The organism is Kribbella speibonae, from assembly GCF_004331375.1.
GTDB lineage: Bacteria > Actinomycetota > Actinomycetes > Propionibacteriales > Kribbellaceae > Kribbella > Kribbella sindirgiensis.
Map to the genome: position 1 here is coordinate 670502 of NZ_SJKC01000001.1, position 25709 is coordinate 696210.

Annotated in this window: 24 protein-coding genes; 15 read left to right on the forward strand and 9 right to left on the reverse strand. The window is 69.5% G+C overall.

Going from position 1 to position 25709, the window contains the following annotated elements; genetic code table 11:
* Positions 1-128: 128 nt before the first annotated feature.
* The 3 genes from E0H92_RS03425 (at position 129) to E0H92_RS03435 (ending at position 3905) form a co-directional block, all read left to right on the forward strand.
* Entirely contained in the window at positions 129-1760 is a 1632-nt protein-coding gene (locus tag E0H92_RS03425) for a hypothetical protein (RefSeq protein ID WP_238173298.1), read from the forward strand.
* A 56-nt stretch (positions 1761-1816) separates the two neighbouring features.
* Complete coding sequence (locus E0H92_RS03430) at positions 1817-3595, forward strand: NHL domain-containing thioredoxin family protein (protein WP_131495349.1); 1779 nt, start codon at positions 1817-1819, stop codon at positions 3593-3595.
* A gap of 61 nt (positions 3596-3656) precedes the next feature.
* Complete coding sequence (locus E0H92_RS03435; protein ID WP_131495350.1) at positions 3657-3905, forward strand: DUF6458 family protein; 249 nt, start codon at positions 3657-3659, stop codon at positions 3903-3905.
* Positions 3906-3912: 7 nt separating this feature from the next.
* Here the strand turns inward: E0H92_RS03435 and E0H92_RS03440 are convergent, their stop codons facing one another.
* The 5 genes from E0H92_RS03440 to E0H92_RS03460 all read right to left on the reverse strand — a co-directional run bounded on the left by E0H92_RS03440 (position 3913) and on the right by E0H92_RS03460 (position 10061).
* Positions 3913-4683: a DUF4097 family beta strand repeat-containing protein gene (locus tag E0H92_RS03440; protein ID WP_131495351.1), complete on the reverse strand. Its 771-nt coding sequence runs from the start codon at positions 4681-4683 to the stop codon at positions 3913-3915.
* A 117-nt stretch (positions 4684-4800) separates the two neighbouring features.
* Entirely contained in the window at positions 4801-6024 is a 1224-nt protein-coding gene (locus tag E0H92_RS03445) for a hypothetical protein (RefSeq protein WP_131495352.1), read from the reverse strand.
* Positions 6021-6671 carry a hypothetical protein gene (locus E0H92_RS03450; protein ID WP_131495353.1) on the reverse strand — a complete coding sequence of 217 codons (651 nt, stop codon included), beginning with the start codon at positions 6669-6671 and terminating at the stop codon, positions 6021-6023. The genes E0H92_RS03445 and E0H92_RS03450 overlap by 4 nt, the downstream gene beginning before the upstream one ends.
* Positions 6668-7900 (reverse strand): hypothetical protein, encoded by a 1233-nt coding sequence (locus tag E0H92_RS03455; RefSeq protein WP_131495354.1) that lies wholly within the window; start codon positions 7898-7900, stop codon positions 6668-6670. Before E0H92_RS03455 ends, E0H92_RS03450 begins: the two co-directional genes overlap by 4 nt.
* Positions 7901-8201: 301 nt before the next feature.
* Positions 8202-10061: an acyl-CoA dehydrogenase gene (locus E0H92_RS03460; RefSeq protein WP_131464443.1), complete on the reverse strand. Its 1860-nt coding sequence runs from the start codon at positions 10059-10061 to the stop codon at positions 8202-8204.
* Between the two features lie 80 nt (positions 10062-10141).
* On the opposite strand from E0H92_RS03460, the gene E0H92_RS03465 reads away from it, so the two are divergent.
* Positions 10142-10657, forward strand: coding sequence for a histidine phosphatase family protein (locus E0H92_RS03465; RefSeq protein WP_131464446.1), 516 nt, complete (start codon positions 10142-10144; stop codon positions 10655-10657).
* Here E0H92_RS03465 and E0H92_RS03470 read toward each other — a convergent pair.
* Positions 10645-11391 (reverse strand): endo-beta-N-acetylglucosaminidase H, encoded by a 747-nt coding sequence (locus tag E0H92_RS03470; RefSeq protein ID WP_475009323.1) that lies wholly within the window; start codon positions 11389-11391, stop codon positions 10645-10647. The genes E0H92_RS03465 and E0H92_RS03470 overlap by 13 nt on opposite strands.
* A gap of 339 nt (positions 11392-11730) precedes the next feature.
* On the opposite strand from E0H92_RS03470, the gene E0H92_RS03475 reads away from it, so the two are divergent.
* The 9 genes from E0H92_RS03475 to E0H92_RS03515 are packed head-to-tail and all read left to right on the forward strand — an operon-like array spanning position 11731 to position 18667.
* A complete protein-coding gene (locus E0H92_RS03475; RefSeq protein WP_131495355.1) occupies positions 11731-13008 on the forward strand; it encodes an MFS transporter in 1278 nt (425 codons plus the stop codon).
* A 1-nt stretch (position 13009) separates the two neighbouring features.
* Entirely contained in the window at positions 13010-14161 is a 1152-nt protein-coding gene (locus E0H92_RS03480) for an anhydro-N-acetylmuramic acid kinase (RefSeq protein WP_131495356.1), read from the forward strand.
* 16 nt (positions 14162-14177) lie between these two features.
* Positions 14178-14696 carry an AAA family ATPase gene (locus E0H92_RS03485; RefSeq protein ID WP_238173299.1) on the forward strand — a complete coding sequence of 173 codons (519 nt, stop codon included), beginning with the start codon at positions 14178-14180 and terminating at the stop codon, positions 14694-14696.
* A gap of 34 nt (positions 14697-14730) precedes the next feature.
* The gene (locus tag E0H92_RS03490) at positions 14731-15753 is read left to right on the forward strand and encodes a DNA polymerase III subunit beta family protein (protein WP_131495357.1); all 1023 of its coding nucleotides are present in this window, start codon (positions 14731-14733) and stop codon (positions 15751-15753) included.
* Positions 15750-16907, forward strand: a complete 1158-nt coding sequence (locus E0H92_RS03495) for an MFS transporter (RefSeq protein WP_165549680.1) — start codon at positions 15750-15752, stop codon at positions 16905-16907. Before E0H92_RS03490 ends, E0H92_RS03495 begins: the two co-directional genes overlap by 4 nt.
* A gap of 24 nt (positions 16908-16931) precedes the next feature.
* Entirely contained in the window at positions 16932-17165 is a 234-nt protein-coding gene (locus E0H92_RS03500) for a hypothetical protein (RefSeq protein WP_131495358.1), read from the forward strand.
* Positions 17165-17554 carry a type II toxin-antitoxin system VapC family toxin gene (locus E0H92_RS03505; RefSeq protein WP_131495359.1) on the forward strand — a complete coding sequence of 130 codons (390 nt, stop codon included), beginning with the start codon at positions 17165-17167 and terminating at the stop codon, positions 17552-17554. Before E0H92_RS03500 ends, E0H92_RS03505 begins: the two co-directional genes overlap by 1 nt.
* A gap of 40 nt (positions 17555-17594) precedes the next feature.
* Complete coding sequence (locus E0H92_RS03510; protein WP_202873505.1) at positions 17595-18194, forward strand: DJ-1/PfpI family protein; 600 nt, start codon at positions 17595-17597, stop codon at positions 18192-18194.
* Entirely contained in the window at positions 18191-18667 is a 477-nt protein-coding gene (locus E0H92_RS03515; protein ID WP_130388115.1) for a MarR family winged helix-turn-helix transcriptional regulator, read from the forward strand. The genes E0H92_RS03510 and E0H92_RS03515 overlap by 4 nt, the downstream gene beginning before the upstream one ends.
* Here E0H92_RS03515 and E0H92_RS03520 read toward each other — a convergent pair.
* Both E0H92_RS03520 and E0H92_RS03525 read right to left on the reverse strand, forming a co-directional pair.
* Positions 18645-21146 (reverse strand): polysaccharide lyase family 8 super-sandwich domain-containing protein, encoded by a 2502-nt coding sequence (locus tag E0H92_RS03520; protein ID WP_131495361.1) that lies wholly within the window; start codon positions 21144-21146, stop codon positions 18645-18647. The genes E0H92_RS03515 and E0H92_RS03520 overlap by 23 nt on opposite strands.
* A 137-nt stretch (positions 21147-21283) precedes the next feature.
* Positions 21284-23353: a DUF8094 domain-containing protein gene (locus E0H92_RS03525; protein ID WP_131495362.1), complete on the reverse strand. Its 2070-nt coding sequence runs from the start codon at positions 23351-23353 to the stop codon at positions 21284-21286.
* A gap of 187 nt (positions 23354-23540) precedes the next feature.
* Between E0H92_RS03525 and E0H92_RS03530 the strand changes: the two genes are divergently transcribed.
* Positions 23541-24221, forward strand: a complete 681-nt coding sequence (locus E0H92_RS03530) for a TetR/AcrR family transcriptional regulator (RefSeq protein ID WP_165549681.1) — start codon at positions 23541-23543, stop codon at positions 24219-24221.
* Positions 24130-24885, forward strand: a complete 756-nt coding sequence (locus E0H92_RS03535) for a CPBP family intramembrane glutamic endopeptidase (protein ID WP_131495364.1) — start codon at positions 24130-24132, stop codon at positions 24883-24885. Before E0H92_RS03530 ends, E0H92_RS03535 begins: the two co-directional genes overlap by 92 nt.
* Here E0H92_RS03535 and E0H92_RS03540 read toward each other — a convergent pair.
* A complete protein-coding gene (locus E0H92_RS03540; protein WP_131495365.1) occupies positions 24820-25614 on the reverse strand; it encodes an SDR family NAD(P)-dependent oxidoreductase in 795 nt (264 codons plus the stop codon). The two genes, E0H92_RS03535 and E0H92_RS03540, sit on opposite strands and share 66 nt — an antisense overlap.
* Between the last annotated feature and the right edge of the window lie 95 nt (positions 25615-25709).

Consider the following 25709-nt stretch of genomic DNA (forward strand, 5'->3'; position numbering starts at 1 on the left):
GAGAACCCACCAACCACATTTCCACTCGGGAAACGGTTGGTGGGTTCTCAAAGTCGTACGGCGGGGTTGTCCACAGGGCGCGCTGGCGGGTCTGCGGGGGATGGGGTGCGGACGGTAATCTCACGGAGGTGACCAAGTCTCCGAGTGGACGGGACGGACGGCGCAGCCATCTGCGGCTCGTCGGCTCCGAGCCGGGTGAGCAGCCTGTGCCGACGGCTGTGGACGTCGACACCACGCCGAGTGTCGCCGTGCTCGAGACCTTGCTGGAAACGCTTGCCCTCGACATGGCCGCGGTGCCGGCCGCTCTGCACCCGGTGATCGCCGAGGCGTCGGTGGCGCGTTCGGCGGCGATGCTCGCAGACCAGCTCTGGCCGGCCGGGCTCCCGGACGAGATCGGCGAGGTGGAACGGTTCTTCTGGGCCGACGCGGCGCGGGTGCTCGGCGAGCGCCGCGACCTCGAGTCGTTCGTCCTGCTGACCAGCCTGGCGCGGACCGTCGGCCCTGCTGGGCGGCTGCCGCTGCAGCGGGCGCATGTCTCCCGGTTGCGGACGCAGGACGAAGTCCCGGAGTGGGTGACCCGGATCGCCGGGTTCCGGCTGACCAGCGCGATCGTGTCCGAGGACATCACCGGTGACGGGCTGAGCGTCGTGCTCGACTACGACGACGAGCACCATCCGCACACCGTGGTGGTGTTCATCGACAACAACCTCGGCGCGATCATCAAGGACGTCTTCGTCGGCCCGCCGGTGGACCGCGTCCTGGAGGCGTACGAGCGCGGCGGCCGGGTGACGATCCGGACCGTGCGGCCGCCGATCGCGGCCGGCATCATCCTGCAGGCGCTGGGCGAGACCCGCGACTACGACGATCCGCCGGTCAGCGAGGACTTCGAGTTCTTCACCGGCCTGCTGGTGAACCGGCTGACCCAGATGCCGGAGCGCCCGGTGCGGCCGCCGATCCGCCCGCTGATGACCCCACGCCAGCGCGAGCAGCTGGTCGAGGAGTTCCTCGACTCGCGGTACGCCGTTGGTCTGCCCGACGATGCCGCGGACATCGCCCGGCTGTGGATCGATCACGCGGTCGACCACACCGTCGGCGGTCCGCAGCGCGTCAGCGGCGTACTGGTCGAGCTGTTCCTCGCGCACTGGCTGCCGCGCAAGGTGCTTGCTGACAGCACCTATTTCGACGCGGTCCCGGTGGTCGTGAAGGCCTGGCTCGAGTTCGCCGGTGAGCGCACCCACCTGCCACTGGACGCTGTCGACGAGGCGGTCGACGCCGTCGACGTCTGGCAGCCGGCGCTGGAAGCCGCCGCGATGATCGACCCGGTCGGCTCGAAACCCGGCGAGCGGGTCTTCCTCGACGACGCGACCAACGACCTGGAAGACGCTTACCGAGCCTTGGCCGGCCTCGGCTCCCCACCGCAGCCCGACCTCCGCGGCCTGGACAACCACCAGGCCGCCACCCTCTCGGTCCTCGCACCGCACGCCTGGCTGATGGCCGGCGAAACCCTCGGTACGTCCTACGCACCGGACGCCTTCGACATCGCCGAACGCCTGGTCCGCGACGCCCCCGACCTCCTCGCCAAGGCCCGCCTCTCCACCTGGCCCCGAGCCATCGTCTGGCTCCTCGCCCACCGCCACCGCCTGGTAGGCCCCGGCGAAACCCTCACCCCCTACACCCTCGCCACCGACCTCTCCTCCTCCCCAGCAACCCTCCGCAAAACCGCCAAACTCCTGACAGACACCTTGATCCTGCCGCGCTGATCTCACCCGCCGGGCCCGTGGCGGCCGCGGTTGAGCCGCGGCGGACAATGGGGACCATGCATGTGCGTGCGCCGGAGCTCAAGGGTCGTGGGTGGTTGAACACCGGAGGGCAGGAGTTGTCGCTCGCGGACTTCCGCGGACGTTTCCTGTTGCTGGATTTTTGGACGTTTTGCTGCATCAACTGTCTGCATGTGCTGGATGAGTTGCGGCCGTTGGAGGAGAAGTACGGGGACGCGTTGGTGATTGTGGGGGTGCACTCGCCGAAGTTCGCGCATGAGGGGGAGGAGGCGGCGGTGCGGGCCGCCGTTGAGCGGTACGAGGTGGGGCATCCGGTGCTAGACGACCCGGAGTTGATCACCTGGCAGAACTACACCGCACGCGCCTGGCCGACGCTGGTTCTCGTGGATCCCAACGGGTATGTCGTCGCGCAGTACTCCGGCGAAGGTCACGAGCACGCCCTGGACGCGTTGCTGGCCGAGCTGATCGTGCAGCACGAAGAGGCCGGCACGCTCACCCGCGGCCAATCGCCGTACGTCGCGCCGACCCCCGAGCCGTCCGATCTGCGGTTCCCCGCGAAGGTCGTTGCGGTGGACAACGGGTTCCTGGTCGCCGACGCCGGCAACCACAGCATCGTCGAGCTCGCCGCCGACGCGACCACCGTCGTACGCCGGATCGGAACGGGGCATCGCGGTTTCGCCGATGGCGCGGCCCATGAGGCGAGCTTCTCCGAGCCGAACGGGCTCGTGATCCTTCCGTCGGACGTGGCCGCCAAGGTCGGGTACGACGTGGTGGTCGCGGACACCGTCAACCACGCGCTGCGCGGGGTGTCCCTCGCTGACGGCCACGTGACGACGTTGGTTGGCACCGGCAAGCAATGGATGGACGGCGACGGGACCGACGTACTGAGTTCGCCGTGGGATGTCGCCTGGTGGGGCGGCAAGGTGTGGATCGCGATGGCCGGCGTACACCAGGTGTGGACGTTCGACCCGTTCTCCGGGGAGACCGCGGTCGCGGCCGGTACGACCAACGAAGGGCTGAAGGACGGGCCGCTGGGCGAAGCGTGGTTCGCGCAGACGAGCGGGCTCGCGGCGGACGGCGAACGCCTGTGGCTGGCCGATTCGGAGATCTCGGCGCTGCGGTGGATCGACACCGAGGTGCACACCGCGGTCGGCACCGGGCTCTTCGACTTCGGGCTGCGCGACGGCAAGGCGAGCGAGGCGTTGTTGCAGCACCCGCTCGGCGTGACCGTCCTCCCGGACGGGTCAGTCGCGATCGCCGACACCTACAACGGCGCTGTACGGCGTTATGACCCGCGGACCGAGACCGTCGAGACGATGGCCACCGGGCTGGCCGAGCCGAGCGGTGCCGTTGTCGTGGGCAACGAGCTGCTCGTCGTCGAGTCGGCTGCGCACCGCCTGACGCGGATCCCGCTCGGCGCCTCCGCGACCGCCGACGAGTTCAGCACGCGGACGCAGCGCCCGCCGATGGATCTCGCAGCCGGGGAGGTGACGCTGGAGGTCGTCTTCAACCCGCCGCCGGGGCAGAAGCTGGACAACCGCTACGGCCCGTCCACGCGGCTGCTCGTTTCCTCCACGCCGGACAACCTGCTCCGCGAGGGTGCGGGCGACTCCACGGATCTCGTACGCCGTCTCGTCATCGACCCACACGCCGGATCCGGGGTCCTGCACGTGGCCGTCCAGGCCGCGTCGTGCGACGACTCCGCCGAGGTGGAGTTCCCCGCCTGCCACATGCACCGCCAGGACTGGGGTGTCCCCGTCCGCATCACCCCCGACGGCCCGAACCGTGTCGAACTCGTCCTCTCCGGCAGTAAGTAACTTGTTTGACTGAGGGGTACCGTCGAAGGTGTAGGCCAAAGGACTTCGCTGGGAGGCTCGGATGAGCATCGGTGTGGGGATCTTCTTGATGGTGGTCGGCGCCGTTTTCGCGTTCGCCGTCCGCGACACCTGGGACGCCGTGAACCTGCAGGTCGTCGGCTACATCCTGCTACTCGCCGGCCTGGCCGGGATCCTGCTCTCCTTCTACATCACCAACCGCCGCCGGCGCGTGGAGACCGACGCGATCGACCCAGCCGTCGAGGAGGAGTACCGCGTCGTCGAGGAACACCACCGCGACATCAAGGAGTAGACCCGAGTCAGCGGCTGTGGAGTTCGATGTCTCCTGAGGTGGTGGTGGCGGTGAGAGTGTGGCCGGCGGTCGTGGTGTTGCCGAGGCCGTCGTCGACCTCGCCGTGCTTGCTCTCGGTCGTGACCTTGTAGGCGCCGGTCGGGGCGCTGATCTCGATATCGCCGCTGGTGCCCTTGGCGCGGATGTCGTTGGCCTCGGAGACGTCGAGTTCGATATCGCCGGACGTCGTCTCCACGTTCACGGCGCCGCCGCGCAGGTCCCTGGCCTCGATGTCGCCGGAGTTCGCCTTGACGTCGAGTTTGCCGGTCAGGTCCTGAACGCTCACGTCCCCGGACGTGACGTCGAGGTTGACGTCGCCCTTGACCTCGCGGAGCTCGACCTTGCCGGAGTTGGACTTCGCGTCGATGCCGGCCACGCCGGTGATCTCGAGGTCGCCGCTGCCGTTGTCGCCGGTGACCTTGGTGCCGCGCGGCACGGTCACCTCGAAGTCGGCGGTGCACTGCCAGCCGCAGTCGCCGTCGAGCTTGAGTACGCCGTCCTTCACCGAGTACGCGTCGCCGTGCTTCCAGAACCAGAACTTGCGCTTCTCCCGCACGCTGGCCTGGTCGTCGTCGGACACGTTGATCGTGATGTCGGCGTGGCCCGCGGCGAGCTGGACCGTGGTGATCTTGTCGTCGATCTTGTGCGTGTCGTCGGAGTCCCGATCCCCGAACTGCCAGAACGCCAGCCCGGCTGCCGCCACCAGCAGGATCACGCCGAGCTGCTTGTTCTCCGCCATCGTCCGCCTCTTCTCGAGCCCACCCAGGCTGTCGCAACGACAGTAGGCTCCGGGGCCGGACCCCAGGATCCGGCAGATCCCCCGACGCGTCCCTGAACCGCTCTCAGGGAAACCCGGCTACCGGCGCAGCTCGCCCCGGGACACCGCTGCGGCCAGATCGTCGCCCGTGGTGCCGAAGAAGGTCCGCGCCCAGAGCGAGTCGTCGTGCCAGTACGGCCCGTCCTTCCCGGGCAGCGACGCCGGCGCCGACTTGTGCTTGAGCGCCTGCCGGCACTCGTTGCACAACGGCAGCGTCAGCGTGGTGCCGTCGGACTCCACCTTGGTCGGCCGCCCCGACGAGCGACCGTGCAGCGGGTTGAACGCGCACAGGTCCGGTACGGCGTCGATCTTCCGGTCGGCGGCGACCGCGACCGCGGCGGCGTACTCACGGCGTGCCTTGTCCAGCAGGACCATCGCGCCGACCAGGCCGACGAGGTCCGGAGAGGAGTCGAGGACCTTCGACGCGGCGGCATGGCCGTCGAGAGCAGCCTGCTGGTGCTGGTGCACGAGGCCCGCGCCTGCGGTCGCCGGGAGCGCGGCGAGCTGCGAGCCGAGCGTGGTCAGCTCGGCGTTCGTCTCCCGGGTCAGCCGGCGGCGCCGCTCGGCCGCCACCGTCGCGGCCACGTGCGGCGGGATCCGGAACGTCTTGCCGCGGCCGGCGCCGCGCCGGCGCCCGAGCACCAGGCCGAGCCCGACCAGGACGACGAGTCCGCCGACGATCCACAGCGCGACCCCCCACCCGCGGCCCTCCGGGTCGAGCACGGGGGACACCGGACCGGACGGCCGCTTGGACGTCTTCGGGATCCCCGGCTGCGCGAGCAGCTCGTACATCCGGGCCAGCACCTCGGTCGGCCCCGCGTCGTACCCCGTGTCTTCCAGCGCGCGGGTCCGCGACGCGTCGAGCTTCTCCTCGGTGACCTGCGGCACGTTCTTCGCCTCGTACCAGGGGAAGCGGCTCCCGCCGTCGACCACGACGTACAGCCCCGGCCGCTTGAGCGCGTCCATCACCAGGGTCAGCACGTTCTGCTCCTGGCCCTGGAACTCGTCGCTCGGCGTCAGCGGCAGCACCATCGTGTAGACCGGGTACCCGAGCGCGCCCGCCTTCTTGCTGACGTCCTCCTGCAGGTTCGCGGGCAGCGCCGTCTTGTACGCCGGGTCGATGTACAACGGGTCCTTGGCCAGCGCGGTCGCGATCTCACGCGCCCGCTCGGCCGGCGTCCGTGTCGGACCGGCCTCGGCGGGGGCGGCGACCAGCAGGGTCAGCACCGCGGCCAAGCAGCTCAGCAGAATCCGGGCTCTCACGCGCGTCCTTTCTTCCGTGCACGGGCTTGCGCTGCCACGGTCAGTACGATGACGCCGAGGAGGGCGCCGCAGATCAGCCCGATGAAGACGCCGCCGGCGCCGTGCCCGATCGCTGTGCCGACGGTGAACTTCTCCGGCTTCCGCGGGGACGAGTCCTCCGGGTCGGGCGGCAGCGGTTCGGTCCGGGCAGGCTTGGGCGTGCTGTACGTCGACTCCTTGACCCCGTCGAGGTACTCCGTGAGCTGCTTGCTGAGTGCCTCTTCGTAGTCACCGTAGGTCCAGCTCGGCGTCGATACACCGAGCTGGTGCGCTACGCCGTCCGTCCGGGAGCCGTCCATCACGACGTACAGGCCGGGCTTGCCGTTCGCGGCCGCCAGCCGGCCGGCGAGCAACTTGGTGTCGCCCTTCTCGGGGAACCACTCGCCGCTCGGCACGACGGCAACGAACACGGGATGCTTCGCGCCCGAGATGACGCGGAGCGTCTCGGCGCTGTCGGTGACGGAGATGAAATCCGGATCGACGTACAGCGGCCGTTCCGCCCAGGTTGCGACCGCCGCGGCGATCCGGGAATCGGCCGGCGTGGCCGCCTGCGCACTCCCGGTGAGCGCGAAGACCGTTGCCACCAGCAACAGGACGAGCCGCCTCATCGGACCTCGTCCTTCCGGGCGCCGATGCGCTCGGGCAGATCGTCGGAGAGCGCGCCGAATCCGCTCGCCACCATCGGGCTGTCCTCCGGGTCGAGCGTCCAGTACGGCACCGGCTTGCGCCCGAGCAGCCCCGCCTTGGCCAGGACCCGCAGACCACGCGGCGTCCGGCCCCGGCGTACGGCGGTCGCACACGACTTGCAGGCCGGGACCTCGACGTCGTCCGACCAGTCGACCTTGATCGTGCCGGGCTGATGCGTGGGGTCGAAGAAGCACGGCGGCTGCAGCGCCGCGCCGGAGGCGACCCGCTCCGCCTGCCGTGCGAGCACGAACGCACCGGCCAGGGCGAGTACGTCGTCCGGCTGGTCCGCGCGCACCGCCCGTGCCGCATCGAGCCGGCGGTAGGCGTCGTCGCGCTGGTCCAGCTGTGCGCCCGACTTGGTACGGCGACGGTCCAGGCGCGCCAGTGCCTGCTCGGCCAGCTTGATCTTGCCGTCCGCCTGCCGTCGTACCCGAGACGGCTCGATCGGCGGCTTGTCGACCGACCCGCGCTTCGTGCTCTTCGAGCCGGGCCGGTACCGCAGGGCGGCCACCAGCATCGGCACGAACGCGAGCAGCCCGCCGATGACGCCACCGACAGCCGTCGCCCGGTCCTTCTTGTCGCTCACCGACAGGCCGCCGTCGCGGCTGCCGTCCCGGTCCGGCTCCAGGTCTGCCGCCGGGACCGGCGGCAGGGCGCGGCCGTCGTACGCCGTCGACGCCTGCTGGATCGTGCGGACGACCTGCGGCGCCGGGCGGTCCGAGACCACGTCGAAGCGTCGCCGGTCGTCGGACCGGACGCTGCTCAGGCTGCGGCCCCGGAGTCCGGCCGGCCGGTAAAGCTCCGCGGTCGTCGACCAGTAGTTGGCGTCCACGATCGCGACCACATACACCCCCGGCTCGCCGATCCGTGCATGCAGCAGGGTGGGCACGTCCGACCTGCTGCCCCGCAGGTACGGCGTCCGCGGGACGAGCGCGACGTACACCGGCAGGCCGGCTGTGCGCGCCGCGGTCCGGATCCGGTCCAGCTCGACCGCCGGGATTGCCGCCCGCATCCGTTCGTCGACGTAGACGCGGTCGGTGCGCCAGGCGGCGGCGATCCGGTCCGGAAGTTCGGGTGTCTCCGCACGCGCCGGCAGGGCGGGGAGGAACGCGAGAGTCGCGAGCAGGGCGGTGAGAAGTCGGAGGCGCATCGCGGACAGCCTACGACGACCGGGTCTCGACACATTCACACCGACGTACGGACACATCTGCTGGTTCCACCCGGGGAGTTTGGGCGCGACCCTGGCCCGGACAGGGGAGACCAAGCCAGGGTCGCGGTGTTTCAGGGCAGAAACGTTGCTACACCGCCACGCTCCGCAACAGGGCAGATCGTGGGGCAACCCGGGGCAGATCAGCCGATTTCACGCCCCGACCTCACTCGGGGCATGCTTGCCGACGGCCCCGAACCCCCGGCTCGACCCGCGCAAGTGGCCGAGCCGGAGGAGTACGGGATCAGAACGCGGACTCGGGCAGGTCCATCACGTCGAGGTCGGTGAGTTCGGCCTTGATGCGCTCGGCGCGGACGGTCGGCATCGTCGAGCGGACGAACCACTGGGCCGCCGCGACCTTGCCGGTGTAGAAGTCCTGGTCGGCCGGGGACAGTTCGCCGCCCAGCTTCTCCAGCGCGACCTCGGCCTGCCGGAGCATCAGCCACGAGCAGACCACGTCGCCGAGGACGAACAGCAGCCGGGAGGTGTTCAGGCCGACCTTGTAGACGTTCCGCGGGTCGCCGTTCTCGGCCTGCGGGTTGGCGGCCATGAGGGCCTGCCCCATGATGCCCAGGATCTTCTGCGTGTCCTCGAGGCCCTTGGCGAGCAGTCCGCGCTCCTCCTTGAGCCGGCCGTTGCCGGCCTCGGAGGCGACGAACGCCTGCACCTGCTCGGCGAGGTGGCCGAGCGCCTTGCCCTGGTCCTTGATGATCTTGCGGAAGAACAGGTCCTGGCCCTGGATGGCGGTCGTGCCCTCGTAGAGCGTGTCGATCTTCGCGTCCCGGACGTACTGCTCGATCGGGTAGTCCTGCAGGAAGCCGGAGCCGCCGAACGTCTGCAGCGACTCGGTGCCGAGCAGCGTCCAGGATTTCTCCGAGCCGTAGCCCTTCACCAGCGGCAGCAGCAGGTCGTTGACGCCCTCGGCCAGCTTGTCGTGCTCACCGGCGTACCGCGCCTGCTCGGCCCGGTCCTGGTACGTCGCCGTGAACAGCACGAGCGCCCGCAGCGCCTCGGCGTACGCCTTCTGCGTCAGGAGCGAACGCCGTACGTCGGGGTGGTGGGTGATCGTGACCCGCGGCGCGTCCTTGGCCGGGTTGGTCATGTCGGCGCCCTGGACCCGCTCCTTGGCGTACTCGAGCGCGTTCAGGTAGCCGGTCGACAGGGTCGCGATCGCCTTGGTGCCGACCATCATCCGCGCGTACTCGATCACCTGGAACATCTGCGCGATGCCGTCGTGCACCTCGCCGAGCAGCCAGCCCTTCGCGGGAACGCCGTCGCCGAAGGTGATCTCGCAGGTGGTGGACACCTTGATGCCCATCTTCTTCTCGACGTTCGTGACGAAGGCGCCGTTGCGCTCACCGGTCAGCTCGCCGGTCTCGAGGTCGAAGTCGTACTTCGGAACCACGAACAGGCTCAGGCCCTTCGTCCCCGGACCGCCGACGCCCTCGATGCCCTGCGGCCGCGCGAGGACCAGGTGGACGATGTTCTCGGTCATGTCGTGCTCGCCCGAGGTGATGAACCGCTTGACGCCCTCGATGTGCCAGGAGCCGTCGTCCTGCAGCGTGGCCTTGGTCCGCCCGGCGCCGACGTCGGAGCCGGCGTCCGGCTCGGTCAGCACCATGGTGGCGCCCCAGCCGCGCTCGATGATGTGGTGCGCGATCTTCTTGTCCCGCTCGGTCCCGTTGCGCCACAGCACGTGCGCGAAGTTCGGGCCGGCGGCGTACATGTGCACCGGCGGGTTGGCGCCCAGGACCAGCTCGGCGGCGGCCCAGCGCAGCGACGGCGGGGTCGGCTGGCCGCCCAGCTCGGCTGGCAGCTCGAGCTTGAACCACTCGGCGTCCATGTAGGCGTGGTAGCTCTTCTTGAACGCCTCGGGCATCCGGACCTCGTGGGCCTCGGGGTCGAAGACCGGCGGGTTCCGGTCGGCCTCCGCGAAGGACTCGGCCAGCTCGTGCTTGGCCAGCCGATCCACCTCCGCGAGCACCTCGCGGGCGGTGTCGACGTCCATCTCGGCGTACGGGCCCTGACCGAGCACGTCACCTCGGCCCAGGACCTCGAGCAGGTTGAACTCGATGTCCCGCAGATTCGACTTGTAGTGACTCACAGAGTCTCCCAACTTTACTCGCCAGTAACTTAAGTATATACCCGCCGGTAACGAGGGCAAAGGGAGATTGACTGTGAGGTATGAAGCTGATTTACGAGACGCACTCCACCACGATCGACAACGAGCAGGGCGTGGCGACGGGCTGGCTGCCGGGTGAGTTGTCGGCCGCGGGCCGCGAGCAGGCGCGGGAACTGGGGGACCGGCGACGCGGTGTCGACGTGGTCTTCAGCTCGGACCTGCGACGCGCGGTGCAGACGGTCGAGCTGTCCGGGCTGACGGTGCCGCACTTCCAGGACTGGCGCCTGCGTGAGTGCAACTACGGCGAGCTCAACGGCGCGCCGCGGGACGCGCTCGCCCCCAGGGTCGAGCGCGTCCACACCCCGTTTCCGGGCGGTCAGTCGTACGCAGACGTCGTAGAACTGACCCGGTCGTTCCTTGCTGATCTGAAGCGCTGGTATGACGCCGGCACAGTGCTTGTGGTTGCGCATTCGGCCAACCGATGGGCCCTCGACCACCTCGTGGGCAGTGGAGCCCCGCTCGCGGAGCTGATCGAGGAGCCGTTCGATTGGCAGCCCGGCTGGGTCTACGGCTTGTAGACCGTCGCGCTCCCGTAGAGCTTCTGGGTGAAGGCGCTCATGTACGCCGACGTGTCGGACTCGGTGAGGTTGTATGTGAGGAAGACGCCGTACCCCTCGTTGACGGTGCGCTGCGCGAGGGAGGCCGCCGTACTGGAGCTGGTCGCGGTGTACGAGACCGCGGCTGGGGACTGGCGTGACTTCACGCTCGGCGCGGACGGGACGCCCCAGGTGCCGTAGTACGGGTTCCAGCCGTAGTCGAAGGTGTCGACGATGCTCTGGCCGTCGTACGTCAGGCGCTCGGCGGACGGGCCGATGTCGTAGAGCGTGATGAGCTTGTTCGGGAGCTTCGCGCGGAGCGCCTGCACCAGGTACACGAACGAGAAGTCGTTCGGCTGGCCGGTGCCGTTGTTGCCGTACTCGGCGTACTCGTCGTCGAAGTCGATACCGTCCAGGCCGTACTGGTTGACCGCGTCCGCGAGCTGCTGCGCGAACGCGTCGGCGGCGGCCTGGGTCGGGAAGTTCGCGAAACCGGCGCCCTGGTGGTTGCCGAGGATCGAGAGCAGGACCTTGATGCCCTTCTGCTGCAGCGGGCGGACCTGGGTGGCGACGTTGTCCAGCACGCTCGTCACCTGGTCGTTGAAGTGCAGGTAGGCGTTCGTGCCGTCGTAGTTGATGTTCGCCGCGAAGATCACCGCGACGTCGATCACCTGGGCGCCGCCGTTGGCCAGCGTGTACTTGCCGGCGTTCAGCATGCTGTGGTCGTTGACCTCGATGTACGCGACGGTGACCGGTCCGGTCTTCGCGCGCGGGCGGCGCTTGTCCGCGGCCACGGCGGGCACAGCGGCGCCGGTGGCGGCCGCGGCGGTTCCGGCGGCCAGGGCTGACAACAGGGTCCTTCGCTTCATGAGCTGATCGACTCCTCGTCACAGGTGGGCGGGTCGCTGCACCGATGAGATAAACCGGTTTAGCGGACGCAATCATCGATCGCCGGCCGACGTGGTGTCAAGAGGTCGTCGAGGGGGGTCGCGGATCGGTTAGTGATGGACCAAGATGGTCGTGGTGGGTGGGAGAAAGTTACGAAAGAGGTTCGGATGAGTGGCGCTGTCGAGGTCAGGACGCGGCGGTCGTTGGTGGCCGGGACGGTCGGGAACTTCGTCGAGTGGTACGAGTTCGGGGCGTACGGCTTCTTCGCCACCGTCATCGCCGCGAACTTCTTCAGCAGTACGGCGACCAGCGACGCGGAGAGTCTGATCAAGACGTACGCGTCGTTCGCGCTGGCGTTCTTCTTCCGCCCGATCGGGGCCGCCGTGTTCGGCCGGGTCGGCGACCGGATCGGGCGGCGGCCGACGCTGATCCTCGTGCTGCTCCTGATGACGCTGTCGACCACACTGATCGGTCTGCTGCCCACCTACGCGAGCGTCGGCGCGGCGGCACCGTGGTTGCTGACGCTGGTGCGAGCGCTGCAGGGCCTGTCGGCGGGCGGTGAGTTCGGCGGCGCGGTGTCGATCATGACGGAGTTCGCGCCCCGGACGAAGCGCGGCCTGTACGGCGCCTGGCAGTCGTTCACCGTCGCGCTCGGGCTGCTCGCGGGTGCGGGGCTGGCCGCGACTCTCGCGACCACCTTGAGCAAGGACGCGTTGTCGGACTGGGGCTGGCGGGTGCCGTTCCTGGTGGCGCTACCGCTTGGTCTGGTCGCGTTGTGGCTGCGACTCAAACTCGACGAGACGCCGAGCTTCACGCGTGTCCAGGAGCAGCCGCGACCGGCTGCGGCCGGTGAGGTGGCCAAGGCGATCGCCCTCGGCATCGGGCGGCTCATGGGCTGGTCCGCGGCCGGCTACACGTTCCTTGTGGTGATGCCGTCGTACCTGCAGGCGACGCTGAACGCGACCTTCCAGCAGGCCCTGGTCGCGACCGTGCTCGCGAACACCGGTTTCGCGGTCTCGATCCTCCCGGCCGGGTGGTTGAGCGACCGGATCGGGCGGCGTCCGGTGATGGTGGCCGGCGCGGCGCTGGTCGTCGTACTGGCGTTCCCCTTGATGAACCTGCTGCAGGACAAGGAGTCGGGGAACGCGGCCAAGGGCATCGCGGTGTTCGTGGCCGGCCTCATCGTGGGGCTGATGGCGGGACCGGGGCCGGCGATGCTGGCGGAGATGTTCCCGACGCGTGCGCGCTACACCGGGCTCGGGCTGGCGTACTCGCTGTCGAACGCGGTCTTCTCGGGTTCGGCCGGGCTGATCATCACCGAGTTGATCAAGCGCACGAAGAACATCGACATCCCGGCCTGGTACGTGGTGGTCACCTGTGCGGTCAGTGTGATCGCATTACTCACATTGCGAGGCGACGACCACCGACGGGAGCTGCGGGACTGACATGCGAGTAATCGGGTTGATGTCCGGGACGTCGTACGACGCGATCGACGCCGCGGCCGCGGACCTGCGGCTGGACGGCGATCAGTTGGTGCTGACGCCGCTGGGGATGCTGAGTCAGCCGTACTCGGCGGAGCTGCGGGCCGCGGTCGCGGCCTCGTTGCCGCCGGCGTCGACCTCGGTCGAACAGGTGTGCAAACTCGACACCGGGATCGGGCAAGCGTTCGCGGCGGTGGCGGGGCAGGCGGTCGAGCAGCTCTGCGGTGGGTACGCGGACCTGATCGTGTCGCACGGGCAGACGGTCTTCCACTGGGTCGACAACGGTTCGGTGCGCGGGACGCTGCAGCTCGGGCAGCCCGCCTGGATCGCGGAGGCCACCGGCGTACCGGTGGTGTCTGACCTGCGGGCGCGGGACGTCGCGGCGGGTGGGCAGGGCGCGCCGCTGGTCAGCATCATCGACGTGCTGTGGTTGCGCGGGCGTCCCGGCGTACCGGTGGCGCTGAATCTCGGCGGGATCGCGAACATCACCGTCGTCCAGGACGAACCGGTTGCCTTCGACACCGGTCCGGCGAACGCGCTGATCGACGCCGTCGTGACCGAGCTGACCGGGCGGCCGTTCGACGCGGACGGGGTGATGGCGGCGCGCGGGCAGGTGCACGAGGAGCTGCTCGGGCGGTTGCTGGCCGAGCCGTTCTACGCGCGGCCGGCGCCGAAGTCGACGGGGAAGGAACTGTTCAACCTCGCGTACCTGGCCCAGGCGATGGAAGGGCTGCCGGTGATCCCGGCGGAGGACCTGGTCGCGACGGTGACCACGCTGACGGCGCGGACCGTCGCCGACGCGGTCCGGCGGTACGGCGGGACCGAGGTGGTGGCCTCGGGTGGCGGGATCCGGAACCCGGCGCTGATGCATCTGCTGGCGGACGAGTTGGAGGTTCCGGTCCGGACCACCGACGAGCTGGGGATCCCGTCGGCGGCGAAGGAGGCGTACGCGTTCGCCGTTCTCGGATTCCTCACCGTCCACGGACTCGGTGGAACAGTCCCGAGCTGCACCGGCGCCGGGCACTCGAGCGTCCTCGGCTCGGTCACCCCCGGCCACGGCGGACTGCCGACGATCTCAGGCGAGGCACGACCACCCATGCGCCTCTTGGTGGAGTGACCGCACACTAGTCCCTATGACGAGGCTGTTCGTGGTGACTGGGGCACCTGGTTCGGGGAAGACCACGGTCGTGCCGGAGCTGGTCCGGCTGAGCCCTGGGAACCTGGTCGTGATGGACATGGACGAGCTGCTGGACGACAACGGCCGGCTGCTCGGGCTCGACATCGCGAGTCCGATGGCGGCGCCGATCTGGCCGGCGTACAACGCGCTGTGGCTGCGGATCACCGAGCTGATCCGGCGCTCCGGCCTACCGGTCCTGCTGCTGTCCCCGGCACAGCCGGCCGAGCTGCCCGAGGGCCGCTGGCTGCACCTGGACTGTCCGGACGCTGTACGCCGGAAGCGGCTGGCGCGACGGGGGTGGCCGGAGTCCCAGATCGACGAGGCGCTCGCGGACGCCGCCGAGATCCGCAAGCTCGTACCGCGGTCGGTGCGCGGGGACGTGTCGCCGGAGCGGGTCGCGAGGAGCATCCTGGACTGGATCCGAGGCGAACGGTTCGGCAAGACCCTCAGCCTGTGGGGCCGGTTCCGGAGTTGACCTTCGAGTTGGTGCAGGGATGAAGGTCGGGCCCATGAGGCTGACGATCAGTGAGTTCGCACGGCTGGTGGGACTGGCGCCGAGTGCGCTGCGGTTCTACGACGACTGCGGTCTGCTCCCACCCGCCGAGGTCGACGCGACGAACGGGTACCGGTACTACGACAAGTCGCAACAACCCCGTGCCCAGCTACTCCGCGACCTGCGCGAGCTCGACCTCCCACTGCCCGACGTCCGCCTCGCCCTGGACGCGTCTCCGTCGGAGGTCGCCGACCTGATCCGCACCCACCTCCGCACCCTCGAAGCCAAATCCACCGCCACCCGAGAAGCCGCCACCCGCCTCCTCACCAACCTCCTCTCCCAGAAAACAACAGCCGTCCTAGGCGGCCCCGAACTAGCCAGCGCAATCCGCCAAGTAACCCCCACCGCGGCCCAGGCTGGGGAGGACGACATGGGGCTGGTGCTGAGTTGTGTGTTGGTCGAGTTGTCGGCTGATGAGGTGGTGTTTGTTGCGACCGATCGGTATCGGCTGGCGGTGCGGACTGTGCGGCCGGTGGAGTTCGGTGGGGTGGGGACGCGGGTGCTGGTGCGGGCGGACGAGCTCGCCGAGGTGAGTCGGTGGGCTGCGGCGGGGGACGTCGTCCGGGTGGAGGTGAACGGCGGGCTGGTGCTCGCGCGCGGAGACGAGTCGCGGGAACTGCAACTGGTCGACGCCGAGTATCCGGCGTACCAGCAGATCCTCGACGGGCTGACGCCGCCCGCGTGCCGGGTGGTCGTCGACCGGCTGGGACTGCTGAGCGCACTGACCGGCCGCGATGTCGTTGCCTTTGACATCGATCAGCAGAGTCTCCGGATCGACGGCGAGGTGCAACTCGACGCGATCGGGTCCGGGGCGGTGCGGATCGGGTTCACCGCGAGCTTGCTGGCGGCCGCACTCGAGGCGAGTGTCGGGCCGGACGTGCTGCTGGAGATCTGCGAACCGGCGCGACCGGTCGTCGTACGGTCGGCCGATCAGGGCACGTTCACCACCCTGGTGATGCCCGTCCGGCTGGACGGGTGAACCGGTCCTACTACGGCTGGCTGGCAGGTTCGACGCTCTCGGTTCTCGGCGACACCGCGCTGTTCTTCGCGCTCGGCTGGGCCGCGACGGGCATCGGCCCGCGGGTCGCCGCGCTGGTGCTGACCGGGTTCACCCTGCCGCGTGCCGTACTCCTCCTGCTCGGCGGCGTACTCGGCGACCGCATCGGTCCACGCCGCCTCCTGCTCGCCTGCACCGCAATCGTCGGCTCCTGCTGCTTCTTGCTGGCCGTCGCCGTCGGGCTCCGCGGCGTCTCGGCCGGGCTGCTCCTCACGACGTCCGTCGTCGTCGGCACCGTCGATGCCTTCGCACTCCCGGCGGCCGGCGTACTCCCGCGGCTGTTCGTTCCCGACGACCAGTTGCCCAGAGCAATGGCATTGCGTACGTCGGCCACGCAGCTCATCACCCTCGCCGGCGGGCCGATCAGCGGCCTGCTCGTCGCGGCCGTCGGGCTGGTCGGGGCGCTGGCCCTCGACGGCCTGACCTTCGCCGTCCAGTTCGCGGTCCTCCTGCTCCTCAAACCGCCGTACGACATCCACCCGAAGCGCGACCGCCCATCGGTCGTGAAGGATGCCGTCGACGGACTCCGAGTGGCTATCGGTGATCCCGTACTGCGAATGATCCTCGCCGTCGTCGCACTGGTCGCGGCCTTCGTACTCCCGGTCACGTCCCTCTGCGTCCCCCTACTGGCCCGCTCCCAAGGCTGGGAAGCCAAACAAGCAGGCCTCGTAGTGGCAGGCAACGTCGCCGGCGGACTACTCGTCACTGTCCTCGTCGCCCGCTTCGGCACCTTCCCCCGCGCCGACCTCACCGCCGGCCTCGGCTGCCTCCTCGCCGCCCTAGGTATCGCAGCCCTAGCCCTGGCCCCCACAGTCCCAACCGCGATCGCCGCCACCCTCACCCAAGGCACAGGCATAGGCCTCTTCACCTCACACCTGGCGCCCCTCTTCATCCGAAGCACCCCCAAATCCCACCTGACCCGCCTCCAATCCCTCCTCTCCCTAGCCCAAACCGTCCCCCTCATCGCCTCCACCAACCTCCTGGCCGCCCTCACCATCCACCAGGCCCTAACCCTCACCGCAGCAGCAACAGCCCTCGCCGGCCTGTTACTGCTGCGACGCACTCTGGTCATGTAAGACGGATCGTCTTACACTTGCCGTATGGCTGACACCATCACGATCCGAACCGACGCGGAGACCGAGCACGCCTTGGATGTGCTGACGCATGACGGCAGTTCGCGGTCGGCGGTCATTCGGCAAGCGGTGCTCGAGGCGGCCCTGCGCCGCGAGCGCGCCGCCGAGATGCGCCGTGCGGTACTGCGGATGCCGATCGGCGAGCCGGACGGCGTCGATGTCGGCGCCGAGCTCTCGCGGGAGCGGGACGGAGAGCGCTGATGATCTATCTCGACTCGGCGGCCATCGTGAAGCTGGTGCACGCCGAGGCCGAGTCGTCCGCACTGCGCAACTGGCTGGACGAGCGGGCCGAAACGGCCTGGGTGAGCTCGGTGCTCGCCGAGATCGAGTCCTTCCGGGCGCTTGCGCGGCATGCTCCGGAGGCGGTCGTGCGGCTGCCTCGCGTCCTCGACCTGATCGACCTTCGCGAGCTCGATGCCGGCGCCCGGATCCTTGCGCAGACCGTCCGGCCGGCGGCGGTGCGCAGCTTGGACGCGATCCACCTCGCGACGGCTCTCCGCATCCAGCCGCTGACCTCCTTCGTCACCTACGACAAGCGTCTCGCTGACGCGGCCCGGATCGCCGGGCTCGCGGTCGACGCACCCGCCTGACCTATTGACAACATGCTGTCGTGATGACAGCATGTTGTCTATGAGGACAGCATACGTAGCGGTGTACGAGACGTTGGCGGACTGGGAGATCGGGCATCTCACGGTGGAGCTGCGGACCGGGCGGTTTACTGAGGTGCCGTGGCAGGTCGTGACTGTTGGGGAGACGCTGGAGCCGGTGGTGACCATGGGTGGGATGCGGGTCGTGCCGGATGTGACGGTCGCGGACGTGACGCCTGAGGTCGGCGATCTGCTTGTCCTCGCTGGGTCGGGGCAGTGGGACATGGGTGGTGGCGAGGCGTTCGCGAAGTTGGCGGGGCAGTTCCTCGATGCCGGCGTACCGGTTGCGGCGATCTGTGGGGCGACGGCGGGGCTGGCGCGTGCGGGGCTGCTCGACGAGCGGAAGCACACGAGCGCGGCCAAGGAGTACCTGCAGGCGACCGGGTATCAGGGTTCGGAGCGGTACGTCGAGGCGCGCGCGGTCGTCGACCGGGATCTGATCACGGCCGGACCGGACTCGCCGGTGCAGTTCGCGCGGGCCGTGATGGAGCGGCTCGAGCTCGCGGACGAGCGGAAGCGGGAGGCGTACGAGGGCGTGTTCCACCGCGCCGACCCGGCGGCCTACGCCACCCTGGTGGGATGACTGTTCCACCGCGGGAGGACTGGCCGAAGCCCGGGCCGCAGTCGGAGGGTGGTGCGGTGTTGACGGATGTCGTCCTCTCCACCTTCCGGCTGAACGCGCGGCTGATGGAGGCCGCGCAGGGACTGGCCGCGAACGGCGGACTGACCGCGGCCTGGTGGCAGGTGCTCGGCGGCGTACTCGACGAGCCGCGATCGGTCGCCGACGTCGGCCGGATCATGGGCGTCAGCCGGCAGGGTGTGCAGCGGATCGCGGACCTGTTGGTCGAGCGCGGTCTCGCGGAGTATCGGCCGAATCCGGCGCACCGCCGCGCCAAACTGCTCGCCTGCACCGAGGCGGGTTACTGGGCGATCCGCAAGATCGCGGTCGCCCAGCACCCGTGGACCTCCGAGCTCGCGACGTCCGTCGACCTCGACGATCTCCGGACGACGCTCAGCACCCTGCAGACGCTGATCACCAAGCTGGAAGAAGCGTGATCGCCAGGCTCCGCCCGTAGGTGTGCCGCGTGCTGAACGTCAGCCGCGTCCCGGTGATCGTGCGTGTCACCTGAACCCCCGCGACCGGCGCCGCGGCTTTCAGGTACTGGGCCCGCAGGTTGACCGTGATGCTGTCGCGCTGCGTGGTGGGATCCGCCACGGCAACCTGCACGCTGGAAGCCTGACGGCGGATGAGCACCGACGCCGGACCGTCGATGGTGAGCCCCGGAAGGTGGTGGGAGCCGGGGGCGAACGTGTTGGCGGCGGTCAGGCGGAGGCCCAAGTGCTGGATGGCCTGGAGCCTTGGACTGTTGGCGAGCAAGGCGATCCGGCCGTGCTGGTAGGACTTCAGTGCGGATTCTGTTGCGTTGGGCACCAATGCGTAGGCGAGCGAGCGCTTCGAGTCCGCCGGTTGGGCGGCGGTGAGCGCGAAGACCTGCTTGGTGACCGCGGTGTCCGGGTTCGACGTACGCACGACCCGCCGGCTCCGGGTGACAGTCTGCAGATCGACGGACAGAGCCGTTGGCTGGAGGAAGTGGTAACCGACCGAGGCTGCGCCGTTGGTGTAGCGGAGCCAGCGCGGGGTGATCGAGCCAGTGCCGGTCCACGGGCTGCCGTCGCGCAGCGCGCCGGTGATCGTGACGGGATCGGTGGCGCCGGCGATGCGGGTGTCGAGGGTGGTCGTGACCGCGCGGGTCGCGTCGCCGACACCGGCTGCGAGTACGACGATCTCGTCGTCGAGCAGGAACCACGACTTGGTCGCGGACGCGTTCTTGTACACCACGAAGTCGTCCGGCAGGGCGTCCCGCGACGCGTACGCGAAATCGTCCGACTGCACCCAGCCGACCGCGCCGTACGCATCGAGCGTCGCGCCGCCGGAGTACGCGTTGGTTCCGACAGGGAAGTAGACGTACGTGTTCTGGGCCTCCGACGACGGGGTGAAGGTCGGCGGATTGTCGTAGTACGCCGTCCCGTACAGCTCCGGGATCGACTTGCGGGTCTCGACCGGCGCGGTCACGCCGCCCAGCGCGTACGGGGACACCGTCGTGAAGTAGTCGATGCCGAAGGACTGCGTCTGGTCCTGACCGGCGAGGTACAGGTAGTGGGCGCCGTCGCCCTGGAACCACGGCAGCAGGTTCTCGCCGCTCATGTACTCGTACTTGCTGATCCGCGACGAGTTCCGCGCCAGCGCGAACGCGTACGTCGGCCGGCGGTGCACCGTCCGGTCCATCGCGTTGAACGCCGTACTGAGGGCCGCCGGGTTGAGGTCGGCCGGGACGATCGAGGCATCGTTCTTGAGGTCCGCGAACCGCCCGATGCTCACCGGCGAGACAAAGGAGTTCACGTTGATCGTCGGCCGCGCGGTGAACTTCGCGAACGCCTTCAGCCGGGCCGCGTCCGCGCCGGTCGCGTAGTCGGCCAGGTCGACGATCGCTTCCACGATCACCGCCACGTCGTCGTACCCGGTGCCGGTGCGGGACACAGCGCGACCCTTGACGATCTCCATCATCCAGCCCTCGAAGATCAGCGGCGCGAAACCGTGCTCGACCCACCCCTGCACCACGCCGACCAGGTCGTCGCTCTGCGCGTACTCGGTCCCGGCGAGCACCTTGACGGTCTGCACAACCCTGCTCAACAGGCCCTTTCCGTACGAGCCCGTGTACGCGACCGACGCGTGCTGGATGAATGAGCCGTCCGCGTAGTACCCGTCGGTGACGCCGTGCTGCAGGTTGTACGGGTCGACGGTCGCGAACACCGTGAACTGGTCCTGCAGCGCCTTCCGGATCCGCGCGTCGTCGTTCAGCAGGGCGCCCTGGATGACGCGGTTCGCGGTGATGTCGACGAGGTTCGCGCCGGTGTGGAAGCGCGAGTCGAGATCGACGTCACCGTCCTTCCCGTTGCGCAGGTACGCGTCCATCGAGGCGACGTACCGCGTGATCAGCTCGGCCGGTGCGTCGATCAGGGTGAGTGTCTTCGACACGAACGTCGAGATGCCGATCTCCCAGGTGAACCAGTTGCCGTAGTACCCCTTCGACTGGTCGCCGTAGTAGTTGTCGTGCAGCCAGACGAGCTTCTCCGCGATCCGTGCGCGCACCTGCTCGTTGCCCTGCAGGTCCGAGGCCGGTCCGGGCCGCCGGTACGCGAGGGCGATCTCGTACAGGTGCTGGTACGACGCGCTCAGGTTCGGATCGCTGGTTCCGAGCGGGAGGCCGGCGAACAGTTCGCCGGTGCCGGCGCGGTCGAGGGCGGCCAGCCAGGTACGGGCGGTGTTGTCGATCGCGGTGACCTTCGCGGCGACCTCGGGGCGGGCGTTCGATTCCGCCGTACCGGCGTAGATCGCGATCACGTTGGCCAGCAGCTGGCTGGGGTCGGCGGTCATCGCACCCAGGGTGGCGCGCGCGGCCGGAGCCGGGTTGACCGCGGTCAGTAACGCGGTCGCGGGAACAAAGGACAGCAGACGGCGGCGGGTGAGATCCACTGGTACTCCCGGGCGGATGGGAAAACCTAACCAGCGAAGTCAATCAGCCGCCACTATCCTTCAGCAACCGCTTGCCGCTGACTTCTCAACAACCATCCGCCCGTGCCGTCGCCCCGCCGGGCGTACGGCCGCCTCCGTCAGGCGCCGCCGGCACCCACCAACTGAGGGTCGATCGAGAGGACCTGTACGGCGTCGCCGGTCGACCTGGCCGGGATGACCACGGCGACCTGGTGCAGGTAGTCCTGGTGGAGGGTCTGGGTGTACTTGACCATGCTGCTGAACGCGGTCGCCTCGCCGCTGGTCCAGTACGCGTTCGAGCCCGGCTCGACACGTTGCAGGTACCGCTCGGTGAGCGTCAGGAACACCAGCGCGTCGCCGGACGCCGTGATGAAGGTCAGCGGGGCGCCGGACGGTGCGAAGGTGTCGGTGACGCCGGCGATGTACGGCTGGGCGGTGTCGGAGACCTTCGACTTCGCGCGGAGGTCGAGCATGTTGGTCAGGCTCGGCGTCGGCGTGAACAGCTTCGACTGCGGCGCGCTCTTGCCACCGGTGAGGTACGCCGCGAGGTCCTTCGCGACTGCCTCGGGCCGGCCCTGGAGCTTGCTCAGGTCGGCTGCGGTCGGAGTGCGGAGTCCGTCGACCGACGGAAGCTCCACGGCCTTCGGCGGGTAGACCGAGTGCGTCAGCAGCCACGGGCTGCCGGCGTTCTCCCGCTGCCAGACGCCGAGCTGGTGGTTGCCGGGAGCGTCCGAGACGCCGGAGCTGACCACGAACCGCATCGGGTACGACGTGAACTGCGGCGCGCCGATCTCCGGGTCGGTGTAGCTGAACGGCTTCGACACGTCCTTGCCCGCGGCGTCGAGCTTCCGGCCGATCAGGAAGCCCGCCTGGGTCTGCGCGAGGGTCGGGTTGCCCTCGATCGTCGCGGCCAGCTTCCCGTCCCGGGCCTTGTTCGCCTGGTTGTTGAGCTGGTTGTAGCGCTGGACGACGGCCTGCGCGTCGGCGAGTGTGACGGCCGGGCGGGAGTCTGCCGCGGTCATCGTGTTCTTCGGCGGGACGAGGCCGCAGCTCGTCGCGGTCAGCAGCAAGGCGCCGCTGGCCAGGAGTGCCGCCGTACGTCGGACCGCCTCGTCACTCTTCTCGAACTCCGGTGACACCGCCAGCGGGACGGTTTCAGGCGACTCGTCCGCCGTGCGGGCTTCCTCGGCCGGTTCGGCGTACGTCGGCTGCGCGGGCTCGTCGTACCGCTGGGAGGCGCCGGCCCCGATCAGCACCGGCGACTTCGCCCGCGCGACCGCCGCCGGCGACATGAACATCGGCGCCGCCGGCACCGCCGGCACCGCCGGACCCGGCCGAACGGGCGCGGGCCGAACAGCCGGTGCCGGAACTGGCTTCTCGACCGGTGCGTCCTCGACAGAGGTCGGGTCGTCGGCGAGTGGGGCGAACGGGCTGACCCGGTCGGGGTGGAAGGGCGAGACGCGGTACGCCGGGGCGTTCTCCACCTCTTCGCGCTCGTCGCGTGCGGCCGGGGCCGTTGACACGAGGACCGGGATCCGGGTGTTCGTGATGACCGGGATCTCGGTCGTGTCCGCGATCTCCCGCCCCACCGGGCGGCGGCGCAGCACCAGGGCCAGGCCGAGCGCGAGCACCACAACCCCCGCCCCGAGCACCAGCAGGCAGATGCCGAACAGCCGGTGCACCTCGACCCCGAACGTGACCTGCGCGCCGACCGCCGGCGTACCGTCCGCGTTCATCACGACCACGTCGTACACGCCGTCCTGGATCGGCCAGGTGACGGCCTGCGCACCGGGCGCGGACTGCGCGACCCACCAGTCCAGCTCGCCGGGCGGCGTCAGCTTCTTGGTGTCGCCGCGCAGCTCCTGGGTGCCGAACGTGGCCGGCGGGTCGAACTGGATCAGCCGGGTGTGCGCGGTCCCCGAGAGGTAGTCGCGCACGTCCAGGTCCTGCCCGACGCCGATGAACAGCGGCTTGTCGCCCGACGCGCTCACGCGCAGCGTCGGGCCGTGCCGGTCGAGGAGGGACGGTGCGGTGACGACCGCGAGGCCCGTACTGGCGAGCTCTCGGCGCGGTGTCGTGATCGTGTTGTCCGGGCCGACGAGCCAGAAGGCGGCGACGGCTCCGGCGATGGCGGCGAGCAGGCCTGACAGCGCCAGCAGCAGACCCAGGGTGATGCGGGCGAAACGCATGAAGAGGCTCCCGTTGTCCGACGAGCCCGGCCCACGGACGGGTGCACCGGACGGCGGGCGCTTTGGTCCGGACCCCTCTCCAGGTGTCCGGAAGCTCACCCGTTGTCACTGAATAACTGAGCCAACAAGGATCTGTTACGATTTCGTGTATTAACGAATGGCCGTTCACAAACCAGGAGGCGCTGACATGGCCCGGCCACGGCTGGTGAGCGACGACGTGATCCTGGATGCCACGCGCCAGGTCCTGGCCGAGCTCGGACCGGTGAAACTGACCCTCGCGGCGGTCGGCGCCCGGGTCGGGCTGGCGCCGCCGACGCTGATGCAGCGGTTCGGTTCCAAGCGCGGTCTGCTGCTCGCGTCCGCGGCCCGGTCGCCGCTGATGGTCAAACTCGCGGCCGACGAGGCCGCCGCCCGGAACGTCTCGCCGCTCGCCACGCTGCGGGACTTCGCCCTGTCGGCGGTCGCGCACATCAAGCATCGCGAGGAGCTCGGCAACGGGCTCGGTTTCGTCCAGCTCGACGTCGCGGATCCGGAGTTCCGGCAGCACGCGCTGGCGCACTCGGCCGCGATCGTCGACAGCTGCGACACGTTCTACCGGGCCGCGGTGGACGTCGGTGAGCTCCGCGCGGAGACCGACGTACCGGCGCTGGCCCGGCACACCCTTGTCTGTTTCAACGGCGCGCTCCAGGTCTGGGCGGTGAACGGCTGGGGCTCGCTGTCCGAGTTCCTCACCGAGCAGCTCGACCTGATGATCGCCCCCTATCTCAGGAGTGACGGTGTTTCTGCGCGTTCTGGTCTTCTCCCTGGTCACGATGGTCTTCAGCGGGATTCTCAACGCGCTGCAGGCGGCGACCGGGCCGAGTCCTGAGCTGATCCAGCTGGTCCAGTTCGCGCCGGCCCTCGGCGTCGGCGTGATGTTCCTGCTGTTCCGCCGTACCACTCGGGTCGACGCGCGGTTCACGCCGCCGGCCCTGGAGCGGAGTGCGTTGATCGTGGGGATCGTCGTGGCGGCGATGGCCGTCTCGGTGCTCGTCCACGTGATCGCGGGCCGGCCGTGGCGCGCGGACGGTCTGCCGTTCCCGTTCTGGGTGCTGGTGATCACGATGGTTATCGGGGCGGCGGGCGAGGAGCTCGGCTGGCGCGCGTACTTGCAGCCCTATCTGCAGACCCGCTTCTCGGTACTGCGTTCCTCGCTCGTCGTCGGCGTGCTGTGGGGTTTCTGGCACATCGGCGGGTTCGAGCACGGGCTCGCGTACATGGGTCTGTTCGTCGTGATGGCGACCGCGTTGTCGGTGGTCATGGGTGCGGTGCTGCGGGGTGCGCGGCGTACCAATCTCGTCGTCGCCACCGCAGCCCACGCCGCGGTCAACCTTTCACTGATCCTGCTGTTCACCGAGGAGGACGGCAACCTGTTCCCGATGGCCGTCCTCGCGGTGGTCTGGACGATCGCCGCCGTGGCGGTCAGCTCAGTGCAGGTACGACGCGCCGTTGAAGTCGAGGACCGCGCCGCTCGCCCAGTTCGCCTCGGCTGAGGCGAGCCAGTAGATCGCGTTCCCGACCTCCCCGGCGGTGGCGACCCGGCCGAACGGGCTCTGCGCCCGGATCGCGTCGCCGCCGGGACCCGCGAGGAACGTCTCGGTCATGTCGGTGGCGATGAAGCCCGGCGCGATTGACGTCACGGTGATGTCATGTGGCGCCAGCGATGCCGCCAACGACTGCCCGAGCGAGTGCAGTCCGGCCTTCGAGGCGCCGTACGCCGGGACGTCGGGCTCGCCTCGGTAGGCGCCGCGGGACCCGACGTTGACGATGGCGCCCCGCCGTACGCCGTCCGCGGGCTCCTTGTCGAGCATCTGCCGCGCCACGCACCAGGTCACGTGCGCCGCTCCCTCGAGGTTGACGGCGAGGGTACGACGCCATGTCGCGACCCATTCGTCGTACGACGTCTCGGCCAGCGGATGACCGACCCGGCGGGAGCCCGCGACCGGCTCGTCGACGAACATCGCGGCGTTGTTCACCAGCACGTCGATACGCCCGAGGGTGGCGGCCGATTCCTCAACCAGGGAAGGGATTGCAGCCGGATCGCCGAGGTCGGCGGCAAGTACCGCATGACCGTCGCCGGGCAGTGCTGCACGGATCTCCTCGGCGCGGTCGACGGCACCGCGGCAGTGCAGCACGACACGGTCGCCGGCCGCCGCGAACGCCTGCGCGGCGGCCGCGCCGACGCCCCGGGACGCGCCGGTGATCAGTACTCCTCTGGACACTGTTCCTCCTGTCGATGACTGCACCACATTGTGCCTTTGGCGGCACGGTGACATCAGTGGGGGTTGACAGTGACGTCACCGTGACGTCATGCTTG